General features: G+C 34.6%; 23 protein-coding genes. 3 read left to right on the top strand and 20 right to left on the bottom strand.

Annotated features, from left to right (window positions below; translation table 11 throughout):
* Positions 1-4 precede the first annotated feature (4 nt).
* Positions 5-427 (bottom strand): MaoC family dehydratase, encoded by a 423-nt coding sequence (locus ACWV26_RS07090; protein WP_455897653.1) that lies wholly within the window; start codon positions 425-427, stop codon positions 5-7.
* A gap of 219 nt (positions 428-646) precedes the next feature.
* Complete coding sequence (locus ACWV26_RS07085) at positions 647-1,840, bottom strand: NupC/NupG family nucleoside CNT transporter (RefSeq protein ID WP_455897652.1); 1,194 nt, start codon at positions 1,838-1,840, stop codon at positions 647-649.
* A gap of 370 nt (positions 1,841-2,210) precedes the next feature.
* On the opposite strand from ACWV26_RS07085, the gene ACWV26_RS07080 reads away from it, so the two are divergent.
* On the top strand, positions 2,211-3,038 hold the full coding sequence (locus ACWV26_RS07080; protein WP_455897651.1) for a YitT family protein: 828 nt from the start codon (positions 2,211-2,213) through the stop codon (positions 3,036-3,038).
* 370 nt (positions 3,039-3,408) lie between these two features.
* On the opposite strand, the gene ACWV26_RS07075 is transcribed toward ACWV26_RS07080, so the two are convergent.
* The 4 genes from ACWV26_RS07075 to ACWV26_RS07060 all read right to left on the bottom strand — a co-directional run bounded on the left by ACWV26_RS07075 (position 3,409) and on the right by ACWV26_RS07060 (position 6,679).
* On the bottom strand, positions 3,409-3,732 hold the full coding sequence (locus ACWV26_RS07075) for a hypothetical protein (protein WP_455897650.1): 324 nt from the start codon (positions 3,730-3,732) through the stop codon (positions 3,409-3,411).
* Positions 3,733-3,921: 189 nt separating this feature from the next.
* Positions 3,922-5,049, bottom strand: coding sequence for a carboxynorspermidine decarboxylase (gene nspC / locus ACWV26_RS07070; RefSeq protein ID WP_455897649.1), 1,128 nt, complete (start codon positions 5,047-5,049; stop codon positions 3,922-3,924).
* Between the two features lies 1 nt (position 5,050).
* Complete coding sequence (locus ACWV26_RS07065; protein WP_455897648.1) at positions 5,051-6,253, bottom strand: saccharopine dehydrogenase C-terminal domain-containing protein; 1,203 nt, start codon at positions 6,251-6,253, stop codon at positions 5,051-5,053.
* Between the two features lie 273 nt (positions 6,254-6,526).
* Positions 6,527-6,679: a hypothetical protein gene (locus ACWV26_RS07060; RefSeq protein ID WP_455897647.1), complete on the bottom strand. Its 153-nt coding sequence runs from the start codon at positions 6,677-6,679 to the stop codon at positions 6,527-6,529.
* 217 nt (positions 6,680-6,896) lie between these two features.
* Here ACWV26_RS07060 and ACWV26_RS07055 point away from each other — a divergent pair, with 217 nt between their 5' ends.
* The gene (locus ACWV26_RS07055; RefSeq protein ID WP_455897646.1) at positions 6,897-7,733 is read left to right on the top strand and encodes a plasmid pRiA4b ORF-3 family protein; all 837 of its coding nucleotides are present in this window, start codon (positions 6,897-6,899) and stop codon (positions 7,731-7,733) included.
* A 94-nt stretch (positions 7,734-7,827) separates the two neighbouring features.
* Here the strand turns inward: ACWV26_RS07055 and ACWV26_RS07050 are convergent, their stop codons facing one another.
* The 14 genes from ACWV26_RS07050 to ACWV26_RS06985 form a co-directional block, all read right to left on the bottom strand.
* Complete coding sequence (locus tag ACWV26_RS07050) at positions 7,828-9,063, bottom strand: D-serine ammonia-lyase (RefSeq protein ID WP_455897645.1); 1,236 nt, start codon at positions 9,061-9,063, stop codon at positions 7,828-7,830.
* A gap of 252 nt (positions 9,064-9,315) precedes the next feature.
* Positions 9,316-10,611 (bottom strand): VTT domain-containing protein, encoded by a 1,296-nt coding sequence (locus ACWV26_RS07045; RefSeq protein WP_455897644.1) that lies wholly within the window; start codon positions 10,609-10,611, stop codon positions 9,316-9,318.
* Positions 10,612-10,827: 216 nt separating this feature from the next.
* Entirely contained in the window at positions 10,828-10,974 is a 147-nt protein-coding gene (locus ACWV26_RS07040) for a YvrJ family protein (RefSeq protein WP_455897643.1), read from the bottom strand.
* Between the two features lie 63 nt (positions 10,975-11,037).
* Positions 11,038-11,295: a helix-turn-helix domain-containing protein gene (locus ACWV26_RS07035; protein ID WP_455897642.1), complete on the bottom strand. Its 258-nt coding sequence runs from the start codon at positions 11,293-11,295 to the stop codon at positions 11,038-11,040.
* 30 nt (positions 11,296-11,325) lie between these two features.
* Positions 11,326-11,907 carry a sigma-70 family RNA polymerase sigma factor gene (locus ACWV26_RS07030; RefSeq protein WP_455897641.1) on the bottom strand — a complete coding sequence of 194 codons (582 nt, stop codon included), beginning with the start codon at positions 11,905-11,907 and terminating at the stop codon, positions 11,326-11,328.
* A 499-nt stretch (positions 11,908-12,406) separates the two neighbouring features.
* Positions 12,407-13,660, bottom strand: coding sequence for an ATP-binding protein (locus ACWV26_RS07025; protein ID WP_455897640.1), 1,254 nt, complete (start codon positions 13,658-13,660; stop codon positions 12,407-12,409).
* Positions 13,661-13,730: 70 nt separating this feature from the next.
* On the bottom strand, positions 13,731-14,726 hold the full coding sequence (locus tag ACWV26_RS07020) for a DMT family transporter (protein ID WP_455897639.1): 996 nt from the start codon (positions 14,724-14,726) through the stop codon (positions 13,731-13,733).
* Positions 14,727-14,831: 105 nt separating this feature from the next.
* Positions 14,832-16,130 carry an MFS transporter gene (locus tag ACWV26_RS07015; RefSeq protein ID WP_455897638.1) on the bottom strand — a complete coding sequence of 433 codons (1,299 nt, stop codon included), beginning with the start codon at positions 16,128-16,130 and terminating at the stop codon, positions 14,832-14,834.
* 11 nt (positions 16,131-16,141) lie between these two features.
* Positions 16,142-17,323, bottom strand: coding sequence for an acetyl-CoA C-acetyltransferase (locus ACWV26_RS07010; RefSeq protein ID WP_455897637.1), 1,182 nt, complete (start codon positions 17,321-17,323; stop codon positions 16,142-16,144).
* A gap of 31 nt (positions 17,324-17,354) precedes the next feature.
* Complete coding sequence (locus ACWV26_RS07005; protein ID WP_455897636.1) at positions 17,355-18,098, bottom strand: 3-hydroxybutyrate dehydrogenase; 744 nt, start codon at positions 18,096-18,098, stop codon at positions 17,355-17,357.
* A gap of 12 nt (positions 18,099-18,110) precedes the next feature.
* Positions 18,111-19,061 (bottom strand): 3-hydroxyacyl-CoA dehydrogenase family protein, encoded by a 951-nt coding sequence (locus tag ACWV26_RS07000; protein ID WP_455897635.1) that lies wholly within the window; start codon positions 19,059-19,061, stop codon positions 18,111-18,113.
* A 66-nt stretch (positions 19,062-19,127) separates the two neighbouring features.
* Positions 19,128-20,435: a GntP family permease gene (locus ACWV26_RS06995; protein ID WP_455897634.1), complete on the bottom strand. Its 1,308-nt coding sequence runs from the start codon at positions 20,433-20,435 to the stop codon at positions 19,128-19,130.
* Between the two features lie 22 nt (positions 20,436-20,457).
* The gene (locus ACWV26_RS06990) at positions 20,458-21,102 is read right to left on the bottom strand and encodes a 3-oxoacid CoA-transferase subunit B (protein WP_455897633.1); all 645 of its coding nucleotides are present in this window, start codon (positions 21,100-21,102) and stop codon (positions 20,458-20,460) included.
* Positions 21,080-21,766 carry a CoA transferase subunit A gene (locus tag ACWV26_RS06985; protein WP_455897632.1) on the bottom strand — a complete coding sequence of 229 codons (687 nt, stop codon included), beginning with the start codon at positions 21,764-21,766 and terminating at the stop codon, positions 21,080-21,082. Before ACWV26_RS06985 ends, ACWV26_RS06990 begins: the two co-directional genes overlap by 23 nt.
* 267 nt (positions 21,767-22,033) lie before the next feature.
* On the opposite strand from ACWV26_RS06985, the gene ACWV26_RS06980 reads away from it, so the two are divergent.
* Complete coding sequence (locus ACWV26_RS06980; RefSeq protein WP_455897631.1) at positions 22,034-22,648, top strand: hypothetical protein; 615 nt, start codon at positions 22,034-22,036, stop codon at positions 22,646-22,648.
* The last annotated feature ends 133 nt before the right edge of the window (positions 22,649-22,781 follow it).

Here is a 22,781-nt window from a genome sequence, read left to right as displayed (position 1 = left end):
ATTTTTAATTTTTTACTAATGCCGAAATATCCGCTTTTAACACTAATTCTCCATCATTCTTAAAGGATAATAATAAAAGCGTAACTTCCCCATTTTCTTTTCTGATTTTCTTTTTGATCACTTCCGCCGTGACATAGAGTACGTCGCCAGGATATACTGGCTTGATAAATTTCAAATTATCAATCCCCGTTCCAGCAATCACATCTTCACCCAGAACATTTAGATCCGTCCATAATTTAAATGAGACGCTAATCGTGTGTAATCCTGAAGCAATAATCCCTTTAAATTGACTTTTCCTAGCCTCTTCTTCATCGATATGCATATATTGCGGATCAAATTGTAAAGCAAATTGAATGATTTCATCTTTATTCATCTTATAAGATGCTGTTTCATACTTTTGGCCAATTTCAAATTCATCAAATTTCATCTTCATCACCCCTATTCGTAACTATTGCAAAAATCATGCCAATTGATATTTAGCTGATACAACTAGAAACAATCTCTTTCATAAAAAAATCTGTAAAGTTTCCTTAACAAAAAATTGTTTAGCATACTTTACAGATGGTATACACAATAAGAGTGATGTAAAACAAAAAAAGCCTCTAATCCCTATTAGAGATTAGAGGCTTACATTGTATATTAAAAATTACCAAACAAACAACCCAACAAGCATAGCACTTAATAATGAAACAGCAATACCTCCTACTAGGAGTTTCCATACGTTTTTACCGATAATTGCTGATCTTTTTTCATCTAAAAGTGAACTAAATGCGCCGTAAATCATACCAATTGTACTGAAGTTTGCGAATGATGTTAAGAATGTCGCTGCTACCGCTACAGTATGCGGAGCAAGTGTAGGTATTTTTTTCGTTAAATCGAGCATAGCAACAAATTCGTTCGTTGCTAATTTCATACCCATTAGTTCTGCAACATATAAAGCATCTTTTGTTGGTAAACCTAACAAATAGGCTAATGGGCTAAAGATATAAGAAAAGATTTTTTGAATCGTTAATCCATGGACAATTAATCCAAGAATTCCATTGACTGCAGCAGTTAATGCTACGTAACCTAAAAGCATTGCCGTAATAACGATGACCATGTTCATACCGACAAGCATACTGTTAGAAATCGTTGAGAAGAAGTCTTTTTTCTCTTCTTTTGTTGGTTTGTAAACAATATCTTCTTCATCTGGAACATCAACTGGATGAAGTAAATTTACAATAAGTAATGCATTTAAACAGTTTAACGGAATTGCGCAGAAAACATATGCTGGTGGAATCATTGAAAGGTAGGCCCCAACAATTGAGCCACTAATACAGCTCATACTCATAATCCCAAAAGTAAGTAAGCGATGTTCTCTTAGCTTATCTAATTGGTTTCGAATAACAGCAAGTGCTTCTGTGTTTCCTAAAAACATCATTTGAATTGAATAGAAACTTTCTAATTTTGGTAAACCTGATAATTTAGAGATCAACCAACCTACTTTATCAATAATCCAAGTTAAAATACCAAAATAAGACAAAATATCAAAGAATGTAACGATGAAGATAATTGGGACTAAAGCATTGAAGAAAAAGTCCACATTTTCGTTTGCAAGTGCACTTGGAAATACAAATGATATCCCCTCATTTGCACACTTGATTAACCAAGTAAAGAACGCGGCAATCTTATTGATAATCCAACCACCGATTGTCGTTTTTAACATAAACCATGTGATTAACACTTCAGCGATAATAATAGAAATAATGGCACGCCACTTAATCTCTTTCTTACGGGGTGAGCAAAGGAATACAATTCCCATGACGATAAAAATGCCCAAAATATTCATTAAAAAATACATTTCAGCAACTCCTGGCTTTTAAAATGAGCAACAAAAAAGCCCTTACATTTCCAACAATTGAAAAATGATTCAGACATGAATCATTAGAAAATTGTGTTCAAGGATTAATTTTGTTTATTGTTAAAAATATTACATGTAAGAGTAAAAATAATCAATATTTTACGATTTAGTCGCAATAATAAAATTAACTCGAAAATTCCAAAAGGTCAGACGACTAACGTTATCGGTTCAATTCTTCTCTACTCTCTTATTAGTTCCCAATTAAACAATTTCTAAACACAATCATGTAGTATCATTATTTGCTCTTGATTTGGGAATAATATCTTATCTATACCCGATTTTTAAGGTATTAATAATAAGGAGAAGGAATATGAAAATAATGGAAATACGTAATATTATTACAATCGTGATTGGTTCAATGTTAATGGGATTTGCTTATAATTTCTTTCTAATTCCACATAAGATTCTAAGCGGTGGATTGAGCGGGATTGCTATGATGCTTGGTATTGTCACGCCTTTAAATACAGGATTATTAAATTTCTTATTAAACTTACCTCTACTAATTATTGGATTTTTAAAATTGGGGAAACATTTCATTAGTTACACTATTTTGTCGGTTGTCGTACTTTCTGTAAGTTTGTTAATCATTCCTATTTACGACTTAACCAATGAACCTGTTTTAGCTTCATTATTTGGCGGGGTTATTGTTGGGGTTGGCGCTGGTTTTATCTTCCGTTCTTCCGGATCATCAGGAGGATTTGATATTGTTGCGATGTTATTAACAAAAAAGCGAGATTTACCACTTGGTTCGATTATCTCTTTGATGAATGGAATCGTTGTCTTGATATCAGGATTTATCTTTAGCTGGGATGCTGCATTACTTACGCTTGTATCTATTTTCGCAACAGGCAAGACAATTGATATGATTCATACAAATAATATCAAACTAACATTGATGATTATTACTGCACAAGGAGACGAGATGAAGAGCTATTTGCTTAAAAATCTCCATCGTGGAATCACAATAATGGACGCGGAAGGTGCCTATACAGGCGAACCGAGAAAGATTCTCTATACCGTTATAACTCGCTATCAATTATTAGAAGTTAAGAAAATCGTTCGCCAAATAGATCCTCATGCGTTTGTCAATGTTACGGAGACAGTAGAAGTGATTGGTGTATTTGATCGAGGAAAATAGTAAATCTTTCATTACTTTACTAAAGAAAATTGGTCAAACAATAAAATGAAGATGTTACAGTATTAACTTTGGGTGCAGCGGGTGGAGTATTATCAATTACGGTCATCGTTTTCAACTCCGAATCAATTGTATATAACTTCGAATCCCTCTCGTTATAATAAATGGTTTGACTCTGATAAACACTTGCAAGTCTGTTGTTATTGACTACCTCTTTCTTATCCTTTAAAGAATACATTTTTATCGTGGAAAATTGTCCGGAACCTGCGTAATATATATGAAGCCTTTTTTATCGATTGCGATATCATATGGATCAGCTTCTACTTTCATCACTTCATCTAATTTAAAATTTGCCGTATCAACGATTGCAATACTATGGTCCGTCGTTATTACGATTGTGACTTCTTTTCACTTGGGTCAAGTATAGTTTCTGCTTATATAAATCAAGTCTTTCTGCCGCATATGGAAGCTCCAAGCTCTTAACAATACCTGTTTCATAATTCACTGCATAAATCACTTTACTACCGATATCAGTCATATAGACTACCGCTTGATCTGAATCAACTGCGGTATCAAATGGAGTAAAACCAAGATTAATCGTCTTGTCTGCTGCATATGCCCTTTCTCTAATGTCAAATGAATTGAAAGTAATAATAAAAAATAAAGAAATGAACAAAATATTCCCTAAATTACCCATAAAAACCTCCCTATTACTCATAAAATAAAATCATATCATTTTACCTCTATTTTTAACATATAATTATTATTTTTTAAAAATAATAGAAAGTATATTACCTGAAATTGTTAATTGCTTTTAGGGCCAACAATTTCATTGAAAAAGTAAAAAGAGTTAACGAATTTTTCGTTAACTCTCTTCTGTACAAATCTATGACAATCTTTCCTTAAAATCCTGATAATTAAATTGATGAAGAACACGACAATCTCCATCCTTGTCTTTCACAACAAGGTTTGGTAATGCCATTCCGTTAAATGTATTTGTTTTTACCATGGTATAAATGGCCATATCACCAAAAACAAGTCTGTCGCCTATTTTTAATGGTTCATCAAAAGAATAATCACCAATCACATCGCCAGTCAAGCAAGTAGGCCCTCCAAGACGATACGTATGTGGTTTTTCACCCTTTTCGCCTGAACCGAATAGTGGCGGACGGTATGGCATTTCTAGTACATCAGGCATATGGCAGCATGCAGATGTATCTACAATGGCAAGCTCAATTCCATTTTGAAGCGTATCAAGGACAGTTGTTACAAGTACACCTGCATTCAGTGCAATTGCTTCTCCTGGTTCAAGATAAACTTGTACATCATATTTCTTTTGGATTCGTGTAATACAGTCTTCAAGTAACTTTATATCATAATCTTCTCTTGTGATATGATGACCACCACCGAAGTTAATCCATTCCATTTGAGAGAGCCATGGACCAAATTTTTCTTCAATTGCATCAAGGGTTGTGGCTAAATCGTCCGAATTTTGCTCGCAAAGTGTATGGAAATGGAGGCCAGATACACCATCAAGAAATTCAGGACGGAACTGACTGATGGTTACGCCAAAACGGGATCCGATAGCGCATGGATCATAAATTTCATGTCCTACCTGTGTTGAACATTCTGGATTAATGCGTAACCCAATACTTTTCCCAGCACTTAATACTTTATCTCGATATTTCTCCACTTGTGAGAAAGAATTGAAAACGATATGATCAGATAATTCGATAATTTCATCGATTTCATCTTCACGATAAGCTGGGGAAAAGACATGATTTTCTTTTCCCATTTCTTCAGATCCAAGTTTTGCTTCATATAAACCGCTTCCTGCAGTTCCACTCAAATACTTACCAATCAGTGGATACATTTCATACATAGAAAATGCCTTTTGCGCAAGTAAGATTTTACATCCAGTACGGTCCATGACGCCTTTTAAAATTTGAAGATTCTTTTCAAGAAGACCTTCATCTACTACAAAGCTAGGTGTTGGTAGTTCTTCAAATTTCATATTAGTCCACTAACTCCGGTTCAAAGCTTTCTTTCCATGGAAGTCCCCATTTGTTTAGAGCATCCATGAATGGATCTGGATCGAATTCTTCAATATTGTGTACGCCAGCTTTGTTCCATTTACCTGTTAAAATCATCATGGCACCAATCATTGCTGGTACACCAGTAGTGTATGAAACGGCTTGTGAGCCAACTTCACGGTAACATTCTTCATGGTCACAAACATTGTAAACATAATATGTTTTATCTTTTCCATCTTTTTTACCACGGAAAATACAGCCGATATTTGTTTTCCCTTTTGTACGTGGACCAAGTGATGAAGGGTCTGGTAAAACTGCTTTTAAAAATTGAAGTGGAATGATTTGTTTTCCTTCAAATTCAATTGGTTCGATAGAAGTCATGCCTACATTTTCAAGACATTTTAAGTGTGTTAAATAGCTTTCACCGAATGTCATAAAGAAACGGATACGTTTGATACCAGGAATATTTAATGCAAGTGATTCGATTTCTTCATGGTGCAATAAGTACATATCTTTATCGCCGATTTCAGGGAAGTTGTAGACACGTTTGATTTCCATTGGTTCAGTTTCTATCCATTCACCATTTTCCCAATAGCTACCTTTTGCAGATACTTCACGAATATTGATTTCAGGGTTGAAGTTTGTAGCAAATGGATAGCCGTGATCTCCAGCATTACAGTCAAGAATATCGATATATTCGATTTCATCAAATTCATGTTTTAAAGCGTAAGCTGAGAATACACTTGTTACACCTGGGTCAAAGCCGCTACCTAGAAGTGCAGTAATGCCTGCTTCTTCAAAACGTTCGCGATATGCCCATTGCCAGCTATATTCAAATTTTGCTGTATCTTCTGGTTCGTAGTTTGCAGTGTCTAAGTAATGTGTTTTTGTTGCAAGACATGCATCCATAATTGTTAAATCTTGATATGGTAATGCAAGGTTCATCACGATATCTGGTTTCACTTCTTCGATTAAAGCAATCAATTCATCTACATTGTCTGCATCTACTTTTGCAGTAGTAATTTTTGTTTTTGTTTTGCCTTCTAATTTAGCTTTTAAATCATCACATTTTGATTTTGTACGACTTGCGATGCAAATCTCTTCAAATACTTCACTATTTTGACAACATTTTTGGATGGCAACAGAAGCTACTCCTCCGGCACCAATTACAAGAGCTTTACCCATAATTAATCTCTCCCAACAATTTTTTTTCAGAAAAAAAGCAAGTGAAATGCATGTAAGCGCATCACTTGCTCTTGATATATGAAACGTCAAAAGAAAAGCATCACGCAATTATAAATCGTTATTTATCCCTATAAAGGCAGATTTATGGAGTTACGCTTTTCATTACTATCATTTTAGGATCAGAGTCTATATAGCAAATAATTACTTTTACTACTCTTATTGACCGTTTCACAAGTTGATGTGCATATGCTGCATGGTTGTAAAGTAACCAACTTATAAAATTTGAGCTTCTAACTCAATCAATAAGGCAACGAAAAAGTTGCCAATCGGCATTTGACCTGGCACACCGTTGCCTTCGCTTTCTAAATAGAAATGGTCAAAATTATCTGCTTGGAAAATCGATGAATGCTTTAAACCGCTTTCCAAAACTCATAACTTCCTCATAATATCAACTAATAATGGAAATAGCAAGAGATGACATTTGAAAAATCCCCTAAAAATATTGATATCGTTTTTTCACAAGGAAAATAGGGTAAATATTAAAGACTTTGTAAATCATTCATTAATATTCTTTTAATCTATTCTATATTCATATACGATAAAATTAAATAAACTTTACTAAGAGAAGGGGATGTGATTTTTTGTGATTGATTTTTTAGTGCTGAATTTATTGCAGGAACTTAAAAAGTCACCCGTGTTTAAAGCACTTTCTTCTGTAGATAAACAACGATTAGAAGAAATTATGGAATTTGTTAGCCAAGGGAAGGTTGAAAAGAATTTACCGAATGAAATAAAATATGACCCTTCCATTCTTAATCTAATCTCCTCAGACCTTAAAAATGAGGACGATGATTTATTTGACCATTTAGAAGAAGAATTATCATACGCAAAAGGTATACTCCAATTAAAAGTTACATTAAAAGGTACTAAGCCACCAATTTGGAGAAGAATTCAGGTAGATTCTTATATGTCTTTCCATGAGTTACATCTGATTATTCAAGCTGTAATGGGTTGGTCAAACACACATCTATACAATTTTATTTATAAAGATTTAAGCATTGAACTAGAAGATGAAGGCGATATAGATTTAGGGGGATTTGATGATGTCAATAAACTTGATTCTGATATTGTCGCATTAGGCGAATTCTTATCAAAAGAAGGAGATCAATTGCTCTATACATATGATTTCGGGGATAATTGGGAGCATACCGTAGAAGTAGAGAAAATCCTGCCATATCCAAATCTAGATTCAATTGACCCCTTCAAACCTCGTTGTATTTCAGCAAAACGTGCATGCCCCCCTGAGGATTGTGGTGGAATCTACGGCTATGATCATCTCTTAGAAGTCTTAAGTGGCCCGGATAGTGATGAAAAACAAGAACTTACTGAATGGCTCGGAGATGATTACGATACTGAAAAAGTTAATTTAGAGGAGATTAATGAAGTTTTATCAAATATTTTTGAAGATGAAGACTATTAAATTGACTATTAAATTCTTTGTTGATGATTATTAAAAATGAACCCTACTTTTGTAACTTTTGGTAGGGTCCATTCTTTATTTTTCTTTCAAATAATCAATCTAATATATACTTCTCCTGCTCCTCTTTCGGAACCATATTCCCGCCTGTTGCCCAGACAATATGTGTTGCTTTTTCATTTTGTGCAGCATTACGTAATTGTTTAAGCCCCATAAATCCTGCTGCTGCAGAAGGTTCCACAATAATTTTTTCAGCAAAGTATAGTTTGCGAACATAATTTGATAATTGCTCATCTGAAATGGTCATAATCCCATCTAATAGTGGTTCTATCTGTTTTCCTACAAACGAAGAGGGACGACCAACTGCTAGTCCATCTGCTATTGTCCGATTTGTTAAGCCGATGTCAGAAACAGCGATACGGTCATGTAAGCCCGTTGCCATCCCTAAAAGCATACATGCTGACTCTGTTGGTTCCACAAAGTAACAATGCACAAAGTCTCCAAAGCTTTCTTTCAAACCATAGGTCACACCACCAGGACCACCACCTACGCCACAAGGAAGATAGACATAAAGTGGATGATCCGCATCTATCACAACTCCAAGTATTTCAAGTTGTTGCTTTAATCTTCTCCCAGCTACTGCATACCCTGCAAATAGTTGAGTTGAATTTTCGTCGTCAATAAAATAACTATTCGGATCACCAAGTGCTTCTTGTCGCCCAATATCTACAGCTAGGCTAAAATCACCATGATGTTCGATGACATTGACACCTAACTTTCTTAATAGCTGTTTCTTCCATTCTTTAGCATCATGTGACATATGGACGTTTACATTAAAGCCAAGGGTCGCACTCATAATTCCAATACTTAAGCCTAGGTTCCCAGTAGAACCCACAACAATTGTATATTGGCTTAAGGCTTTTTTTATAGAATCTGTTGCAAAGATAGAATAATCATCATTTTCCGAAACAAGTTGGTGTTCTATCGCAATTTTCTCAGCAGCATATAATACCTCGTGAATCCCACCACGTGCCTTTATTGAGCCACTAATCGGTAGTGCATCATCTCTTTTTAAAAAGAGATTTCCTGCAACACCTAGATTTTCCTTCATTTGTGGAACTGGTTGTAATTGGGACTCAATCTTACCATGATGAATCGCTGTTTCTGGGAAAACTTTTTCAAAATATGGGGAAAAACGTTCAAGTCTCTCTTCTGCTTCATCGATTATTTGTGAATCTATTTCAGGGTTATTTGATTTCTTCGGATTCTCCCAAAGCACATTTTCTCTACTTTGCAAGCGATTAATTATTTCTTTATAAGGTGATAAATCCAAGGTCTTCCCTTCTTTCTATATGATTTGAATCATTTTAGATAATATATTCCTATTTTAATAAATTTTCAAAATAATTTCTCGTCTAACAATAAATTAACTAGGTCATCTTGAAAAATAATAAGATGCATCCAAACAATTGGAAGTTTGAAAGCTGGGTTAACTTGTTTAAAAAAAGCCATGGATAAATCTTTGTTTTATTACAAAACAGAAATATATCTATGACCTTTTCGTTTATCTATTGAACTCTACCGCTTAATTAAATTCCCCTTTCCGGGACAATCTGAAAATTTCTAATACAAGTATATTTAAACTTAACCAAACGCCACCAAATGCATAGCCGGCTACTACATCACTTGGATGTTGTTGCATAAAGTATATACGACTTAAGCCTATTAGAATGACAAGCATGATACTTATCAAAATAACAAATACATCAAGAAAACGATGTTTTATGTAACGAGCGAAGATATAGCCTATAAATCCAAATATAATAAAGGCTGTCATAGTTTGTTCACTAGGAAATAGATACAAGTTTTGATTAGATATTGCGTTTGCAACAGGGTGTAAATGATGGAAGATGCGCCTAATTCCTTCCTCAAAAAATTCTCCACCAATGACAACAAGGATCAGAAATAATAGATCTAGCAATCGCTCTTTACTTTTGACCAAAATCCATACAAAACAGAAAATTACTAAAGGGATTGTTACTTTAACTGAAGCAAAGAATCCCAAAAAGCTCATCCACGGTGTAAACCTTTCATCAAAAATTTTCATAACTAAAGTAATGCCAATTGTATCGAATCGATTGAATTCATTATGCAAGTAATCTTCGCTTAAACTAGTTATGGAAATAATGAATACTAACAAAAAGAATGCCATCGTGACGATGAAAAACTTGGTTCTTCTGATAGAATGCGTTCGTTGTACTCCTCTACTTAATGCCCCAAGTATCCATTCTTTGATATTACCCCTGTACTTCTTTAAAACGTAAATAATCACAAGTAGAATAATGAAAATAATACTGAAAGCGAAGAGGTATTTTTTAAGCGATGTATGGAACTGCTCCCACTGTGGCCCTAATACTTTACCGAGTGTGATAAATGTTCCTGTCCAAATAAACGCACCAATATAGGCAAAAATAGCATATGCGCGAAAAGAAATACGCGTAATGCCAGAGAAATAACCAGTAAAATGTCTAACACCCGGTATGTAAAAAGCAATTAAGATCAATTTGTTTCCGAATCTTCCAAACCAGTTAGATAATTTTTCAATTCGGTCAGGACCCATATGAATTCTATGACCATATTTATGAAAAAAAGGTGATCCTAATTTATACCCAATCCAATAGGATAAAGTCATACCTGCACTACTTCCTAAGCCAGCGATTAGCATGCTAAGTATCCAATTTAGCTTTCCTTGGTAAACAAGTACACCCGCATACCCCATCAGAAATTCTCCTGGCATTGGAAGGGCAATCAATTCTAACATAAGTGATAAAAATAAAATGATATATCCATAATGCTCAATCAAACCCGTTAGAAATTGCATTTTACATCCTCCAATAATAATCAGAATTCTAAAATGAAGTACTATTATTCCCTTAAATCATTCATTGTATACTTGAGACCCAGCTTATTTTTCTAAAGAAAATAGCAGTTATTGAATATAAACTCAATATAAAAACAGCTATCCTTTGATAATGAAGATAGCTGTTTTTATATTAACTGTTTTAATTTAAACGAAAAGATCATCAATTATTTCACTCTACCCTTTCATTTTTAAATTCATAATCGTTTCTTCTAGTTTTTCAAATTTCTTTTCAAAGCGGAGAAAAAGGTAGAAAGTAATCGCAATCGGAAAACCAAAATTTCCAAGTATACTAATCCATAGAGGAAATTCCATTGGCGTCATGATTTCACCCCTTTTCTAAGAAATAAATGTCATTAGTTTAACGTTTCTAAATGAATTATTAAACTAGCATGTTTTGCTACTCTTATTTGAGTTTTTTACTTTATTGTAAAATTCCCAGAACCCATCTATTTCATCTAATTCACACATCTGAATAATATTTATTAGTTTTAGTTGTAATTCTTGCTCTATATCTGCTCTATTTTGATAGCTTGTTTGTTGTAGGGATTTTTTTATTTTAGGATTGAAAGCTTTTAATATCTTAAAGATTGCATCTTGGTCTTCCTTTGAGTTAATAACCAACTGATATAAAGTTTCAACCATCTACTTTCCCCCTTCACCAGTATAAAGAGTTCAATTTTCTACGCTAATATTTAGCTGCTTTCTAATCTTCTTAATCGCCTTATTTCGAGACTTTGAAACAGCTTGTTGTGATATTTGTAAATATTGACTCACTTCTATGTCTGTCCAACTTTTGATATATACAAGATAAAGAATATTTCGTTGATTTAACGTTAGACTCTTTACAGCCTGATAAATCATTGGATCTGATATATAATCTAGAATTATGTCAGATTGTATTTCAAAATCTTCATGATAAATAGCTAAGTCTTTTAAAGCCAGCTCTGAATCTTCTTTAACTGGTCGATCCAATATCACTGGAAAACGATAATTTAGTTGTCGGATTTTCTTATCAAAGTTTATAGCATGATAGTAAAGGGAAGTTGAAATATAAGAAGTCATTCGAATAGTAAAATAATACACACGAAACGCTTGATCTACTAAATCTTTATTTTGAGTGGTTGGGTGACAAATAGACATTTTCAGCAATTGATAATTCTCTTTTTGGGATAAAAAATCTTTAATCAGTGGGTTATTTAAAAATTCCTCATTTTCTTCTATGAACTTACGAAATGCATGACAATCAGTATTCATTCCAATGACAATCCCCCCTCTTTACACAAATTAAGCAGATATTTATTTGAATAAATTACAACTAAATAAAGTTAGATTTTCTAAAAGGGCCATACCTTAATTATTTCTTGGTTTTCTAAATAACCTTTTCCACCAATTTTCCTATTTGATTTTGTTCTAAATACCATCAAATAATAAGTCGTTAGACTTGTTCTAATAATATTTTTTGAAATATCAATAAATAAAAGAAGATTTTGGAATATAAATAACAACCATCTAAAGAAAGTTTATTACTTCTTTTAATGTTTTTTTGGTATTCTTCTTCAAAAACACGTAAAGTTATTATTCTTTTTTTATCTCAATTATTCCTACTAGATAAAAATTTATTAACATGTAAATAACACAGTTTTTACAAGGACTAACCCAATAAACATTGTACGATTCCAATCAGATTAATTTTTAATATGTAAAAGCCACTATTACAAATAATTTGTAATAGTGGCTTTTACTTAATCTTAAACTAAACTGGAATCACAATATTAAAGGTAGTTCCGCTCCCCTTCTTGCTTTCCACAATAATTGTTCCTCCGATTTTGTTGATGGCATTGTAGACCATAACCATCCCCAGTCCCGTTCCTTGCTTTTTGGTTGAGTAATATGGTTTGCCTAAAGATTCTATTTCTTCATCTGTCATACCAATGCCTGTGTCACTTATTTTCAAGACGATATTGGATTTAATATTGGTTGTGTTGATTGTTAATGTTCCACCATGGCCTTGCATTGCCTCAATTCCATTTTTAATTAAATTGATCAAACACTGTTGTATTTGACTTTTATCTAACGCTATATTTAACGTGTTCTCAAATCTAAATTGAAAATTCACATTATGCATATTAGCGTACGGCTTAAGTATATTTAAGGCATATTCTATTTCGTTTTGCAAATCAGTTTCTATAACATTTTCACATTGTGGTTTTGAGAAACTTAGAAAATCACTGACAATGTTTTCTGCACGGTTTAATTCTTTCAAAGAAAAGTCAATATAAGTCTTTTCCTTAGAAGGAATCGATTCTGAATCATTTAGTAGCTGCAAAAAACCATGTGTTGCCGTAAGTGGATTGCGTATTTCATGTGCCACGCTTGCCGATAATTCACTAATTACTTGGTACCGTTCTGATTGGATAAATAGTTCACGTTCTTTTAAATTGCTCAAAACACGTTCAATTAGACTGACCATAACTCCTGTTAAGATGAGATGAGTTCCAATAGCATTAATCGATAAAATATAAAATTCTCTATTCATCGGTGTTTGAAAACTGAGTGTAATTAAGTAAACCACCATTGTAAATGAGGCAACCATTGAAGCAAAAAATACACGATTATTCGCTTTTAACTGTCTATACTTACCACTTAGCACTGCGATTATTATGAATATGATGGTTGAAAAAAGGAAAGATTGAATAATTCCCTCTCCTCCAATAATAAAACGATATAGATTCAAGATAATATATGAGATAAGTGCATTTTTGTATCCAAAATAGAGAGTGATAATCGCAAAAGGGATATATCGTAAATCAAATATAAATCCACTCTGTAAATGTATTGGATAAGACATACATAAAATCATTGTAATCGTTGCAAATAGTGTAAGAATCAGTTTAAAGTTCTTTAAATTTTTTGTTTCGAAGAATACAAAGTAGACCAAAAATGGAATAAGTAAAAACAAAAAATTAATCAGTAGTGTTTCAAACAAAATTTCTTTACTTCCTTCCAAAATAGTTTGACCCCTACTCTATTTTTACCATAGCTTCTAGTAGAATGATAGGTTGACTATATATATAATTTTATTTCGAATTATTTATATTATGTTTGTTTTCAGTAATTTTGTCTTCTAATGTATCTGTTAATTGATCTAGTTCCACCTTTTTATTTATCTTTCTATCTATCATCCATTTTCTTAATTTCCCGATATCTAATCCACTAGTACCTATAATCACACCTAATATAATGAGTATACATCCAAAGATTTGAATTGGCATGATTGTCTCCCTCAAAAAAATCGCTGCTCCGATAAGAGCGAAAATCGTATTCACATTAATGAAAATAGCTGTTTCTGCAGGACCTACCTTGTTTATTGCAATGTTATAAATAGATTGACCGATGGCAGTTGGAATGAGACAGGAATAAATGAAGATCCATATATAATGTAGATTAATATCATATAGTTGAACAATTGAACCATTTTCGACGATTAAACTAATACCAAATAATGCAATGGAACCAAAGAACATAATGATTCCTGTTAATCTTAGTGGATCGATTAAAACAGAAATCTTATTGATGATAAATATCCCAATAATTTGAGCTAAAACTGCTACGAAAATCCATAAGTCCCCTAATTGAAAAACTGTAAGAGGACCACCATTATTTAACACCGCCATTACAACACCAATTGTCCCAAGTATAAATCCACATAATTTCATTGGGGTAATCGGAGAAATTTGAAGAAGAATACTTAGTAGTGCAGCAATTAATGGACCCAGCCCTAAAATAATCCCTGCTTTTACCGCTGTTGTTTGATGAAGTCCAATAGATAGTGATAAATGATGCAACACGACTGCAAAGAAACATGCGATAGAGACACTTTTCCATGGGATTTTCTGATTTATTTTCTTTCGCTTCATCAATGTGAGAATGAGCAATATTACTAAACTAGCGATGAATAATCGTAAAGATGTAATCAAAATCGGGCTAACTTGTGAAACTAAAAACTTAATGGCAATCACATTAAATCCCCACGTCATCATGACAAAAAATAAGATGCTATACGTTTTAACCATTATGTATTCCTCCCACTTAGCTGTAGAATCACAGAAAAAAGCAGAAACCAATGATTCATTGGTTCTGCCTTTTCCAATAACATTCTACAATCGTTGATGCTTTTCTTATTCTATTGTTATCTCTTTTAATTTGGTTTCTTCATGACCACGCTTTAATGTCAATAATGTAATGAGTCCAGCTACTAGTAATGCGGCAATTAAAAGCATACCAGAAGTTAATGTTAACGACCCTAAAATCATCGGTCCCACAAAACCTCCTAATGCTGCAAATGAATTGACGAGCGCAATTCCAACAGGTGCAGTTGATTCCGTGAAGAAAAACGTTAAATAGGCAAAGAAACAACCTGCAAAGCCATACAGTCCAATCGAACTAATAGCTAAGCTTGCCACCATTGGCCCCGTCTGCGTTACGTAGCTACAACCAATAAAGCCTACAATCGCGATGAGTAAGCAATAGATTAGATGCTTTTTATATGAATTCGTACGATCGGAATTCCATCCAGTAAATAGACTAGCTGGAATCGCCAAAATATATGGAATCATCGCAAGCCACCCAACTTGCATATTGGTCGTGCCTGCAGCTGACAAATTCTTGATAATTGTTGGAATCCAGAATGACAGCCCATAGATTCCTGTGTAACCTGCAAAATAGAAGAATGCAAGTTTCCATACTTTTGAATCTTTTAACATTTCTTTTTTCGAAACTTTATTGATTTTTTCACTTTCACGGCGTTCATTTTCCAACGCACTTTCAAGCCATTCTTTTTCCTCATCTGTCAGCCATTTTGCATCCCTTGGTCGATTCAACAAATAGAAAATCACAAAAAAGCCTAAAATGATTGCAGGAATCCCTTCCAATATGAACATCCAACGCCAACCAGAAAGATTAAACCATGCAACATTGTCGATAATCCAAGTTGATAATGGAGCTCCTACTAAACCACCAATTGGCAAAGCAAGTAATAGAATCGATGTAGCTTTACCTCTTTCTCTCGCTCTAAACCAATAGGTTAAATATAATATTATGCCGGGGAAGAATCCTGCTTCTGCAATACCTAATAAAAAGCGCAAAATATAGAGATGCGTAGCAGTTTGCACAAAACCTGTTAAGATGACAACAATGCCCCAGGAGAACATGATTCGCGCAATCCAAATCCTTGCCCCAACTTTATGCATAATCATATTACTAGGTACTTCAAAAAAGAAATAGCCGATGAAGAAAATGCCCGATAGTAACCCAAAGACTTCAGCGGTTAACGCTAAATCTGCATTCATCTCTAATGCGGCAAATCCTAAGTTTACACGATCTAAATAGGCTACCGTATACAGAAGTAAAATAAACGGTGCAATACGGCCCATCGTTTTTTTAACAACAGATTTTTCAATTTGGTTTACTTCCTTCATTCACTGTCCCCCTAAATTGTATTTTCTAATACAATCGCAATCCCTTGCCCCCCACCAATACATAAACTTGCTACGCCATAACGTACATTTCTTTTTTGCATTTCAAGCGCAAGGGAATAAGTAATACGCGCACCGCTCGCACCAACAGGATGGCCTAAAGCAACGGCTCCACCGTTGACATTGACTTTTTCTCTTTCTAGATTTAACTCTTTCATCACGGCAAGCGATTGTGCAGCAAATGCCTCATTTAACTCAAAAAGATCAATATCGGCAATAGATAAGTTCGCTTTATTTAATGCTTTTCGAATAGCCGGTGCAGGACCAATGCCCATTATTTTAGGATCAACCCCTGCAATTCCCCATGACACGATTTTAGCTAAGGGTTGTAAGCCATGTTGTTTCACATATTCTTCAGACGCGACTAATACAGATGCAGCTCCATCATTGATACCACTTGCATTGCCTGCAGTCACTGTTCCATTTTCTTTAAATGCTGGCATTAAGTTATGCAATTTATCAAAAGCAATGTCTCTTCTCACATGCTCATCTTGATTAACAATGATTTCTTTATTTTTTTTCCCTTTAACAACAACCGGAACAATTTCTTCTGCAAAGCGACCACTATCAATAGCACTTTTTGCTTTTTGATGAGAATTTAACGCGAAAATATCTTGTTCCTCTCTCGAGATTTCATATTTAACGGCAAGGTTTTCTGCAGTAACGCCCATTCCACATTCAGCATATTCATCATATAGCGTTTCAAAAAGCATATCGTCTACTTTTGGCGCTTTGTTTGGTGAACCAAATCGAGTCCCTCTTAAGACATGAGGTGCTAAACTCATATTTTCAGTACCACCTGCAATCGCTACATTTGTTTCTCCTAGTAAGATGTTTTGAGCAGCATTTACAATCGCTTGAAGGCCAGACCCACATAGGCGGTTCACTGTCAAAGCCGTTGACTCTTCAGGCAATCCACTTTTTAAACCAATATGTCTTGCAAGATAAGCGGAGTTTTTTGATGTATGAATAATATTTCCAAAGATAATTTCATCTATTGTAGATGCTTCTACACCACTTCGCTCGATTGTTTCTTTTACGGTTGTTACTGCTAAATCAATTTCACTGATGTCCTTAAGTGCTCCTCCAAATGATCCAAATGCCGTTCTTGATCCATTTATGATATATGCTCCCATTAAATTCGCTCCTTTTATTTTAGATATCAGTTTAAACCCCACCAGAAACACTTAAATTTTCACCTGTAATACCGGATGCCGCAGAAGAAGTTAAAAAGTAAACACCATCTGCAATTTCTTCTGGTGAGATAAATCGTTTCATCGCTTGTTTTGGATACATAATTTCTTCTAGTGCTTGTGTTTCAGTCATCCCTACTTCCTCTAGATCCTTTAACTGTTTGACAAGAAGAGGTGTTTTCACAGGTCCAGGTGATACAGCATTTGCAGTAATATTGAACGGAGCACCCTCTAAAGCTGTAACTCGTGTAATCCCAATGACACCGTGTTTTGCTGCAACATAGGCCACTTTTTCAGGTGTTGCTTTTGTTCCATGAACAGAAGAAATATTGACAATACGTCCATATCGTTGTTCTTTCATAAAAGTGAGTGCGTGTTTTGTGAATAAGAACGTCCCTTTTAGCATGACATCAACGAGCAAATCCCACTTTTCTGTTGGGAAGTTTTCAATTTTATCTCGATGTTGGAGACCCGCATTATTTACCACTACATCCACTTGTCCTTTTCGTGCAACTTGTTGGATTGCAGCTTTTACAGAATTTTCATCTGTTACATCTACTTCTAATGCTTGCACTTGCCCTGGGTACTCTGCTTCAAGTTTCTTTACTTGTTCAAGATTTAAATCTGCTGCAAATACGAAATCTTCCTGCTCTACAAATTTCTTTACCATCGCTTGACCAAGACCACCTGCAGCACCTGTTATGATGACGTTGCGCATTGAAATTCCTCCTTACTGTCTCACTTTTAATTGTGGGTTTGTATTAAGTAAATGGTTTAATAATGATTCATCCCGTGAAATGACGTATCCATCTAAACCTTTACCTGGATAATCGAAAAAGCCTTTACCTGTTTTGACACCATATTCTCCGGCTTCTACACGTGTATTGATACAATCAAATTCGCGAATAGTAGATTCGATTTCAGGTTGCAATTGATGTAATACAATATTCCATACATCTATTCCGCCAAAATCGATAATTTTAAGTAAACCACTTGAAGCAAATCGGAAGCCAGGCCCCGCATGAAGTGCTGCTTCTAAATCTTCCTTACTCACCACATCTTCCTCTAGCAAAGTCAACGCTTCTCTTGCTAATGCCACTTGAATTCGGTTTGCAACTAAGCCAGGAACTTCACGTTTGACATGAATGGTGACTTTGTTTTGACTTTCTAAAAATTGCTTTACTTCTGCAAAAACTGAATCACTGGTGTACTGACTTTTCAATAGTTCTACTAGTGGCACGATATGTGCAGGATTAAAGAAATGTGTTAACATCACTCGATCCTTATGTTTTTCAACATGTAACGTAATATCAGATAATCGTAAACTTGAAGTATTGGAGGTTATTATTGTTTCGGACGAACAAATATCATCTAGTTGTCTAAATATTTTCTGTTTAACTGCTAAATTTTCACTAGCCGTTTCAATCACTAAATCGCAATTTTCCAACTCTTCAAGTCTCGTGGTAAATTGAATATTTTTGTATACTTCTTCATCGGATAATGTAAGATTAAAACCTTGGTTTCTGAAAATAGTTAAATAGGTGTTAACCTTGGAATGTGCTGTTTTTAATATTTCATCTTGCAAATCATTAAGAATTACTTTTGTACCATTGATGGCAAATTGAAATGCAATGCCAAATCCCATTGTACCTGCTCCAACAATTCCAACTGTTCGAATCATTTACATATCTCCTTTTCGTTAATCATTGGGATAGTATTCTGGATAAATTATTAATTTTACGTTGATTTAATAGAATAAGATAGCTGCGATTAATGCTGGAATACTTGCTAGAAGTGGCGCGACAACTGATGTTGCAAATACATGCTTGTACGCATCTTTATGCGTTAATTTCGAAGCTACTAGGAAAGTAATAACTGCACCATTATGAGGTAAGGAATCCAATCCTCCAGATGCAATTGCTGCAACACGGTGGATTGCTTCTGGGTTAAGCCCCATATCTAAGTAAGTCTTTGATAACGCTTCCATCGCGATTCCCAATCCTCCGGAAGATGAACCCGTAATTCCTGCAAGTAGAGTTGTTGAGATAAACAATGAAATTAATGGGCTACCAGGAAGATGTGTCATCATATCATTAAAGAATGCAAATCCTGCTGTTGCCGCAACGACAGCACCATATCCCACATCAGCACTTGTATTGATAATTGGAATAACAGCTGAAGTCGCCCCAGCGTTAAGTGTTACGCGCTTGATATCGATATACTTCCAAAAAACAATAACGGAAAAGGCAACTGTAATCATTAATGTATAGACAATATCAACCTTAACAATATTCAACAAAACTAATAGGACAATTGGTGGTGATAAACTAAGAACAATATGTGGCAATGATTTATCTGCGTATTTATCAACCAATTGATCTTCACTCTTATCAGGATTTGTCATATTATCATAGGTTTCATTGCGTTGTTCCGCTTTTTTCAAAGCATATTTCATATACCATAGGTTGATGGCAATAACTGCGATGGCTGCTATAATTCCGACTAGTGGTGCTGCAGTGACAGTTGTTCCTAAATATTTTGTAGGAATAATATTTTGAACAGATGGTGTTCCAGGAACCATCGTCATCGTAAATGTTCCGACACCAGTAAAAAATGCCGCCATAAAGAGATGCCACGGAATTTGAAGTTCTTTAAACAATGGTTTTGCAATTGGTAGGATTGCGAAAATAACGACAAATAAACTAATACCGCCATATGTTAAAAACGCACAAATAACCATAATCGAAACGAGAACTTTATATTTACTGTTTTTCCCTAGGATTTTAAGTAACACTTCTGCAATTTTACGAGCTGCTCCACTATCATCCATTAATTTCCCAAACATTGCTGCAAATAAGAAGATAAGATAGTAGTTTTTTACATAGTTCATAAAACCAGTCATATATGCGTTTTGGAACGTGTCCAAAATAGGCATATGGTTTAGAACCATGACAAATAAACTCACAACTGGCGCAATCACTATGATGCTATAACCTCGTAAAGCTAATATGATCAAAAGAACCAGAGAAATAACAATTGTAATTAAACTAACCAAGTGCTCACTCCTTATCGAATAGTTAGATGTCAGAAATCAGTGGCAACCCTACCTTTTCTGAAAGTTCTTCAATCGTAAAGTCACCATATAAATCAACTACTTTAATCCCTTCACGTGAAAAAGTGAATGCAGCATGTTCAGTCACAAAGAGATCCACTTTTCTCTCGCCTGTAGATTCATAAGACAGCTTATCCACTAATTTTGCCGAACCATCTTTTGCAAATAATGTAGCAGCTGCGATTAATTTCTTGGCACCAGCTACTAAATCCATTGCACCTCCAACACCTAATATCGGCCTGTTTGGCACAGCCCAGTTCGCGATTTCTCCGTATTGATCAATTTGTAGAATACCTAATACGGCGACATCAATATGGCCGCCTCGAATCATTCCGAAAGAATCGGCACTAGAAAAAAGTGCAGCACTTTTCGTTAAGGTTGTTGGATTCTTGCCAGCATCAATTAATTCAATATCTAATTCTTCGGGCGTTGGTGGTGGCCCCATTCCAATTAATCCATTTTCAGATTGTAAATACACCGTTTTGTCTGCTAAAAAGGATGCAACCAATGTTGGAATACCAATTCCCAGATTTACTGCGTCTCCCTCTTTTAGTTCTTGCGCGATTCTTTTTGCGATAATTTCACGATTATTTAATTTCAATGTATTCACTTCCTTGCTTTTTATAGGTAGATTGAACAATGTAATCAACATAGACATGTGGTGTCACAATATGCTCTGGATTCAATTCTCCCACTTCAACAATTTCATCCACTTCCGCAATGACAATATCTGCTGCAGTTGCCATCATTGGATTAAAATTACGGGCAGTTGTGTGATACACTAGATTGCCAAGTCGATCTGCTTTTGCAGCTTTAATGAGCGCTATATTCCCACGAATGCTTTTCTCAAATACATAACGTATCCCATCTATTTCACGGATTTCTTTGTTTTTACTTAGAGATGTCCCTACTGCTGTTTTGGTGTAAAATCCACCAATCCCAGCTCCCCCACAGCGAATAGCTTCTGCTAAAGTTCCTTGAGGTAATAATTCAATGTCCAATTCACCTTTTGACCAGGCCTCAACGGCTTCTTTATTCATAGTAAAAAATGAACCAATTGCTTTTTTGATTTTCCCTGCCATAAACACTTTATGAAGGCCCATTCCTAAATCTCCAAGATTATTACTAACAATCTCTAAATCTTTTGCATCGGTTTCTAGTATTTGCTCTATTACGCTTAAAGGCGTACCAGAAATGCCAAATCCTCCTACTAGAATTCTTTGATTGCTATTGAAATGATTGCGAATCTCTTCCAAAGTGACGATTTTATCCAAATCTTATTTCCCCTCCTTAGTTTTGCAAAATAGCATTTTCTCCAAATTTATCCCGCATTTATTGGACAACATTAAATTAAATGATTTTAGACTCAAGTTTAGAACATTTTGTGAACAATCCTATTAATAATTCGAGTATGAAAATAATAGGATAATGAAATAGCGCTTTGCAGAGCCTGTTAAATGCATGAATAATGCTTATTAAACTAGTAAATTATGGTATTATTAAATCGCGTTATTTACTCTTGCTTGAAAGGAGATGGAAACTTGTTGAAAAGCCATAAATCAAAAATACTCTTTTGGTTTTCTACCATTTTAGCCATTGTAGTGTTATTTCTTTGGTTAAGTGGGAGACTTCTTTTTTGGACGAAAGGAATTGAATATGTAGCGGATGTACCAAGTGGTTTTATCAATCATAAAGGACATGTGATAAGTGGTGAATCTACTGTTTCTATTGATCTTTCGAATTTGGAAAGAAATATTGGGAAAGAAGTATACAATGATGGCCAGCATAAAATATATGTTTCTTGGATTCGAAATACAGGTGATATTAATAAGGGGGGGTATGAGATATTCTTTCGTTCTAGCGGAAAATATTCGTTTTCAAAAGCTACTTTAATCTCTGGTATTCAACATACTATTAATAGTGAAACGTCGTTGATTGATTCAATGTCCGCCAAGATGATGGCAACGTATAAGGGAAAAACGTATCATTGCGAGGATGCTGTTTTTAGTTCTTTAAATTTTCGAGATGGTGATGAGTTTTCATTTTACATATTTCCGATTGAATCGTATGAGTCAAAAGAGGTTACTTTAAATGAAAAAGGGATTGTTTATTTGACTATGACGAATCTTTATAAGAATAGTTGGAGTAAAAAGTAGAGCTGATTCGCAAAGGTTGGAATCAGCTCTTTTTATTATTTGGAATTTCAACGTAAAGTGGAAATAGCTCGCTAATCAAAGGGTGAGTTTGGAGTCACAGCTCAATCAACTTAACAATATTAGAAATAGATTC

The organism is Rummeliibacillus sp. JY-2-4R, from assembly GCF_053847205.1.
Note: the sequence above shows the minus strand (reverse complement) of the source record. Positions and strands in the feature narration are given on the sequence as shown.

Excerpts from the sequence above, each read along its gene's own strand:
- ACWV26_RS07090 (WP_455897653.1), bottom strand. The coding sequence starts at position 427 with ATGAAATTTGATGAATTTGAAATTGGCCAAAAGTATGAAACAGCATCT.
- ACWV26_RS07085 (WP_455897652.1), bottom strand. The coding sequence starts at position 1,840 with ATGTATTTTTTAATGAATATTTTGGGCATTTTTATCGTCATGGGAATT.
- ACWV26_RS07080 (WP_455897651.1), top strand. The coding sequence starts at position 2,211 with ATGAAAATAATGGAAATACGTAATATTATTACAATCGTGATTGGTTCA.
- ACWV26_RS07075 (WP_455897650.1), bottom strand. The coding sequence starts at position 3,732 with ATGGGTAATTTAGGGAATATTTTGTTCATTTCTTTATTTTTTATTATT.
- nspC (WP_455897649.1), bottom strand. The coding sequence starts at position 5,049 with ATGAAATTTGAAGAACTACCAACACCTAGCTTTGTAGTAGATGAAGGT.
- ACWV26_RS07065 (WP_455897648.1), bottom strand. The coding sequence starts at position 6,253 with ATGGGTAAAGCTCTTGTAATTGGTGCCGGAGGAGTAGCTTCTGTTGCC.
- ACWV26_RS07045 (WP_455897644.1), bottom strand. The coding sequence starts at position 10,611 with ATGCAATTTCTAACGGGTTTGATTGAGCATTATGGATATATCATTTTA.
- ACWV26_RS07040 (WP_455897643.1), bottom strand. The coding sequence starts at position 10,974 with ATGACGCCAATGGAATTTCCTCTATGGATTAGTATACTTGGAAATTTT.
- ACWV26_RS07035 (WP_455897642.1), bottom strand. The coding sequence starts at position 11,295 with ATGGTTGAAACTTTATATCAGTTGGTTATTAACTCAAAGGAAGACCAA.
- ACWV26_RS07030 (WP_455897641.1), bottom strand. The coding sequence starts at position 11,907 with ATGAATACTGATTGTCATGCATTTCGTAAGTTCATAGAAGAAAATGAG.
- ACWV26_RS07020 (WP_455897639.1), bottom strand. The coding sequence starts at position 14,726 with ATGGTTAAAACGTATAGCATCTTATTTTTTGTCATGATGACGTGGGGA.
- ACWV26_RS07015 (WP_455897638.1), bottom strand. The coding sequence starts at position 16,130 with ATGAAGGAAGTAAACCAAATTGAAAAATCTGTTGTTAAAAAAACGATG.
- ACWV26_RS07010 (WP_455897637.1), bottom strand. The coding sequence starts at position 17,323 with ATGGGAGCATATATCATAAATGGATCAAGAACGGCATTTGGATCATTT.
- ACWV26_RS07005 (WP_455897636.1), bottom strand. The coding sequence starts at position 18,098 with ATGCGCAACGTCATCATAACAGGTGCTGCAGGTGGTCTTGGTCAAGCG.
- ACWV26_RS07000 (WP_455897635.1), bottom strand. The coding sequence starts at position 19,061 with ATGATTCGAACAGTTGGAATTGTTGGAGCAGGTACAATGGGATTTGGC.